Below are 4,908 nucleotides of genomic sequence, written 5' to 3' on the forward strand. Positions count from 1 at the left end.
GCACTGATGTCCACGCCATTTAGGGTCGCGGCTCGGAGAATGTCAGCTTTTACACTGGGTTGCGTGCGTGATTCCAGACGAGCGCTCTTGGGCTCGTTGACTGCACTTGTCGTGTCTTGAAACGCCAACATTTTAGTCTCCTTTCAGCAAACGGTTCACGGGAAAGGACATCTTAAGGCCTCTCGTTGGATCCTACGTACGGCAAATAGGCGTACGTGTCAAGTGTACGGCAAATTACCGTACGCTGTGTCCATACTAAATGCTTCATCACCATAGCTTTCTAAGCAATTCATCGTTGGCAACCAGCAATACACTGGTTTGGATCACTCAGCCCATGAAGGGTTGGTGTTATATATGGGTTATTTATATGGGTTACGAATCTAAAAGCCCACATTCATTATTCAAAAACAATGGCTTACAAAACCTCTAGTGGGTGATAGGCCAACAAGTGGTGGGTGATAAGCCAAGATTCGGTGTGTCACAGGCCAATGATGTAATACCTTATTACACCGATGACTGAGCGTTGGCTTGGTGGGCGATAAGCCAATAAAAATTGACGCTTGGTGGGCGATAAGCCAAGGGATTGACGCGGTGTGTGATAAGCCAATAGTGTGTGATAAGCCAATGAGGGTGCGAATCGGTGGGTGATAGGACAATCAAATGAAAGCGGTGGGTGATAAGCCAACGAAGCGTCTAGCCAATCCGCTGCTACCAGACCGGTTTCAGCAGCCGGATCTGTTCATCTGCGACATCTTTGATGCAGCTCCTAAGAGCGACATGGCTGGCATGGAGCACCCTGTGTTCTCCATCTCAAAGAAGCCAGACCATCAAACGCGACGCTATGAGAACAACGATAACTTCATCGAAATCACGCCCTCCGCCAAGGGTATGGCAACGGTGTTTGATCGCGATATCCTAATTTTCTGCATCTCTCAGCTGATCGCTGCTTTGAATGACGGCAAGGAGGTATCCAAGACAGTCAGCTTCAAAATCATCGACTACCTCGTGGCCACGGGCAAGCCGGTAGGGGGCAGTGCGTATATACGCGCAGAAGATGCTCTTGAGCGGCTGCGTGGCACATCGATCAAGACCAATATCGTCACGGGCTCTGAGCGGCAGTGGCAAGTGTTTGGATTGGTCGATAGCGCCAAAACTATCCGTCGCAATAGTGATGGCGCTCTTCAGGATGTGCAGGTCACATTGTCGGATTGGGTTTTTAACGCCATCCAGGCCAAGGAAGTTTTGACGATCAGCCGGGACTATTTCAGACTGAAAAAGCCTTTAGAGCGGCGCATGTATGAAATTGCGCGCAAACATTGCGGAAAATCAGCTGAATGGCGCATCGGGTTAGAAAAACTGCATCTCAAATGCGGTTCACATTCTTCAGCAAAAGAGTTCAAGCGTTTGGTGACCAACATCATCTCCGACAGCGCAGAACATGGCCATTTTCCAGATTATATCCCCTCGCTTGAGGGCAACATCGTTGTGTTTCGAAGCAAAGGGACCGTCCCGGTCCCGATGGTGGAGGTATTCGAGGGCAGGCTAGACCCTGAAGCCTACCACGATGCTCGAACGGCCGCCCCTGGTTGGGATGTGCGCATGATCGAGCGCGAGTGGCGTGCCTGGTGCGGCAAGGAAGAGATCGAACCCAAACACCCGGCAAAACACTTTGTGAAGTTCTGTCAAAGTTGGTTCGAAAAGCGCGGCAAACCATAGCCGTCAGGTGGGGTCCTCTGACGCAGCTTGCGAAAACCTAACGACCAAGGGCAACCAACAAAAACGCCGGAAATTATCCCTTTTCGAAAAACCCCGGATGATCTTGTTGAAGCCCAAATGTCACGACGCGCTGACCATATCGACGGTTCAAACGATCGACAGCTTGGGCCAATTTCTCGTCACGATTCTTCCGACCTGGCTCCATAGGCAAAAACAACTCCCCGGAACGGTCTGCAAGTGCAATGATGTCGCCCAAATGGACGCCAACAGAAAGAATGACAACGCCCGACCTAAGCGGCAAACCGTTCCACAAAGTTTGGAATATCGACAAAAACAGGCGCGTGTCCTGACTCGCATTGCACGACTGTTTGCGCGACCATCCCCGGTCATCAGAACAGCGAATGAATAGGGACAATCGCCGCGCACAAAACCCGTCCCGTCTCATCCGTGCTACAGCTTTTTCAATCAACCAACGCCCCACGAGCATTGCCGCGTGGGGCGGACGATAGTGGGGCGCGAGAACCTTTGAATTGCCGTATCCGTTCCGCACGGTCGGCAACAAAGGAATATCCATGCCTTGCAAGGCCCGAACGAACCGTTCGCCTTCAACGGATCCCCAAATCAAGCGGGCGTGTCGCGGGTCGAGCGCATAGAGCTCAGGAATACCCCAGATCGCTGCGCGAGAAAGCCGGGCTTTGATGCCGTGAGAAATACCCGGCAGATCGTCAAGCTTCAGGTGTGCGATACGGTCAGGCATGTTGTCGGGCGAAAGCCATTGCAGGCCGTCGGGTTTTTCGAGCTTGCCAGCTATCTTTGCAAGAAGATGGTTTGGTCCGATCCCGATTGAGCATCGCAATTCGGATCCGACGCGCCTGCGGATGGCGGCCTTGATTTGCCGGCCGAGGTCCAGCGCAGCGGCCAGCTCTGCCGTTTGCCCACCCAGGGCAACCTGAAACTCATCGACGGAGCGGATAGCTTCGAGTTCAGCCAGTTCGTCCACCACGGCGGCGATTTTCTGGTTCACGCGGACATAGAGGCGATGGCGGCTTGGGCGGAAAACGATGTCTGGACACATGCGGCGGGCCTCAAACACGCGCGTTCCGGTTTTGACGCCAAACGATTTCGCCTCATAAGAGGCGGCAACGCAGGCCCCGGATTCGGCGCTGATCGCGGTGATACCAACAGGCTTTCCGCGCAGCGCCGGATCTTCCTGCTGCTCTACGCTCTCAAAAAAGCTATTCATATCAATGTATAATGAGCGCATCAGCGTCATGTAGGGATTTCCCGATTGTAAGAAGAGGACAAATGTTCTTATTTTGTTCTCATGGCGGAACGCAAGGATCATCTTCGAAATGTCGCCTTTGGTGGCGACTGGTCAGAGGAAATTCTGGTCGTGGATGAGTTGCGCCGAGTGCTTGGCCTGGTCGAGACGGCCGCTGCTGAATGCGCAGTCAGGGATGTAGAAAGTGAAGAACTTTTGGCGGCCTTGCTCTATGTTCGTCAGAACATAGAAAAGGGGCCGATGCTCTGCGGCGCATTTTTCAAAGCCCTTCGGATCGAAAACCAGACCCTCCGCAAATCTGAAGCAACGCGCGTGGCGAAGATGATCCGAGAGTGGGCGGGACTATAGGACAGACCGATGTGCAATTTGTATGCTAATATTGCGACCACTGAGGCCATGCGCCGAATTTTTCAGATTGAATCCGAACAGGACCACCTCGGGAATGCGCCATCCCGGCCAGGTATCCACCCGAACTACCCGGCGCCGATCGTGCGGCAGGTGGAGAATGTTGGGCGCGAGCTGGTGGAAATGAATTGGGGATTTTTGACCCCAAATTTTTCCAAACGTGATGGATCTCCGATCAAGCCTCGCGCTTGGAATAATGCGAGAGACGACAGCATTTTCGGGAAGGCGGCGGGACTGTGGAAAGACAGCTTTTGCACCGCCGTTGTTTGGTTCCAGCAACGAGCTTCAACGAGACGAAAGGGAAAAAACCTGCTGAGGATTTCTGGTTCGGCATGGCGGCGGATAACGCGGATGCGCGACCAATCTTTGCGATAGCCGGACTTTGGCGCATCGAGCGTGAAGAATTGCGCGGGGAGGGCGAAACAGGCCTGCGGCATACGATGGTGACAACAGCGGCGAATGATTTGGTACGGCCTATCCATGCGAAAGGACGGATGCCGGTGGTCCTCGACCCTGCGGACTACAAAATTTGGCTGACAGGCTCGCCAGAGCAAGCACGGGCGCTTCTCAGACCGTTCTCGTCGACACAGATGCGTATCGTCAGGCACGGGATCAACGAGAAACGCGATCTGCCGACCAAATTTGGGGGGCAAACCCCCTAAATCGGGCGGTTTGCAGGGGCTGGTTAAAACAGCACTGCGCGAGATATTCTGTCCGGACAAGCGCATTACAGACCACGCCGCCGCGCAAGCCCAATGAGGCTTCCGACCAGGTTCAGCTTGCCGGTTTTGTGGCGGGCGGTCATGGCACGCAGCGCCCCGCCCGGATTGCGAACCGGCGTTGTTGGGTGACTTCTGTTGGCATCGATCAGCAAGACGCAAAGGGCTGCCCCCACATCGCCCATGAGGTTGACGGCCTTGATCCAGGCGTCGTGATTGATGCCGAGCGGATGAATGATCCGGGTCGTTGCGTCGATGATGTGAAGTTCACGAAGGGTGGGGATTTCACCCTGACAGGCCAGAATGTAAGCCTGCATGTCGCTACTGGCGAGCTTGAAAATGCGCTCCGGGGTCAACTGGGTGATAAATTGGGTATTGCGCTCTGCACTCTCCGCCCCACACTTATTTTCTAAGCAATCTTCGGGGCCGATAGGCTCCGAACAAATAAGTTCAGTGTGCGCGGGCTTGCCGGCGCTCCCTTTATCTACGTTGGCGTTACAGATTACAGATAAGTTATCTTGGTTGTTCTCTTGTATAAAGCACGGGAAGTTTTCTGCCGCCTTAGCGGTAGAATCTCGACGTGTTTCAAAGAAATCATCCAAGGTTGTGCACAGGGCTTGTGCTTCCGTTACGTGGTGCTCAAGCGCCTCGATCTGCATGTTTGCGAGACGGGCGGCCTCGGGCCAAGCGTCGAAGCCCTCAATGATGCTCAAGAGGCGGGGATGGGCCAGGGAGAAATCTGTGGCGTCTCTCAGGTGGCGTTTAATGTGGCGGACGTATGTGCTG

At 53.9% G+C, this 4,908-nt stretch carries 4 protein-coding genes and 1 pseudogene; 3 read left to right on the forward strand and 2 right to left on the reverse strand.

Annotated features, from left to right (window positions below):
- Positions 1-660: 660 nt before the first annotated feature.
- Positions 661-1,716, forward strand: coding sequence for a replication initiator protein A (locus tag WBC85_RS09640; protein WP_347192060.1), 1,056 nt, complete (start codon positions 661-663; stop codon positions 1,714-1,716).
- Positions 1,717-1,789: 73 nt separating this feature from the next.
- On the opposite strand, the gene WBC85_RS09645 is transcribed toward WBC85_RS09640, so the two are convergent.
- Positions 1,790-2,989 carry a DNA polymerase Y family protein gene (locus tag WBC85_RS09645; protein WP_424435939.1) on the reverse strand — a complete coding sequence of 400 codons (1,200 nt, stop codon included), beginning with the start codon at positions 2,987-2,989 and terminating at the stop codon, positions 1,790-1,792.
- Between the two features lie 51 nt (positions 2,990-3,040).
- Between WBC85_RS09645 and WBC85_RS09650 the strand changes: the two genes are divergently transcribed.
- Positions 3,041-3,346, forward strand: coding sequence for a hypothetical protein (locus tag WBC85_RS09650; protein WP_347192062.1), 306 nt, complete (start codon positions 3,041-3,043; stop codon positions 3,344-3,346).
- 48 nt (positions 3,347-3,394) lie between these two features.
- Positions 3,395-4,065: pseudogene (locus WBC85_RS09655) on the forward strand (SOS response-associated peptidase).
- Positions 4,066-4,130: 65 nt separating this feature from the next.
- Here WBC85_RS09655 and repC read toward each other — a convergent pair.
- Positions 4,131-4,908: replication initiation protein RepC (gene repC / locus WBC85_RS09660; RefSeq protein WP_424435942.1), on the reverse strand; the 778-nt coding region annotated here is incomplete at its 5' end.

The organism is Planktotalea sp. (genome assembly GCF_049680325.1).
Classification (GTDB): domain Bacteria; phylum Pseudomonadota; class Alphaproteobacteria; order Rhodobacterales; family Rhodobacteraceae; genus Planktotalea.

Bases quoted from the DNA above. Each gene is read 5' to 3' on its own strand.
- WBC85_RS09640 (WP_347192060.1), top strand. From the start codon at position 661: ATGAAAGCGGTGGGTGATAAGCCAACGAAGCGTCTAGCCAATCCGCTG.
- WBC85_RS09645 (WP_424435939.1), bottom strand. From the start codon at position 2,989: ATGACGCTGATGCGCTCATTATACATTGATATGAATAGCTTTTTTGAG.
- WBC85_RS09650 (WP_347192062.1), top strand. From the start codon at position 3,041: ATGGCGGAACGCAAGGATCATCTTCGAAATGTCGCCTTTGGTGGCGAC.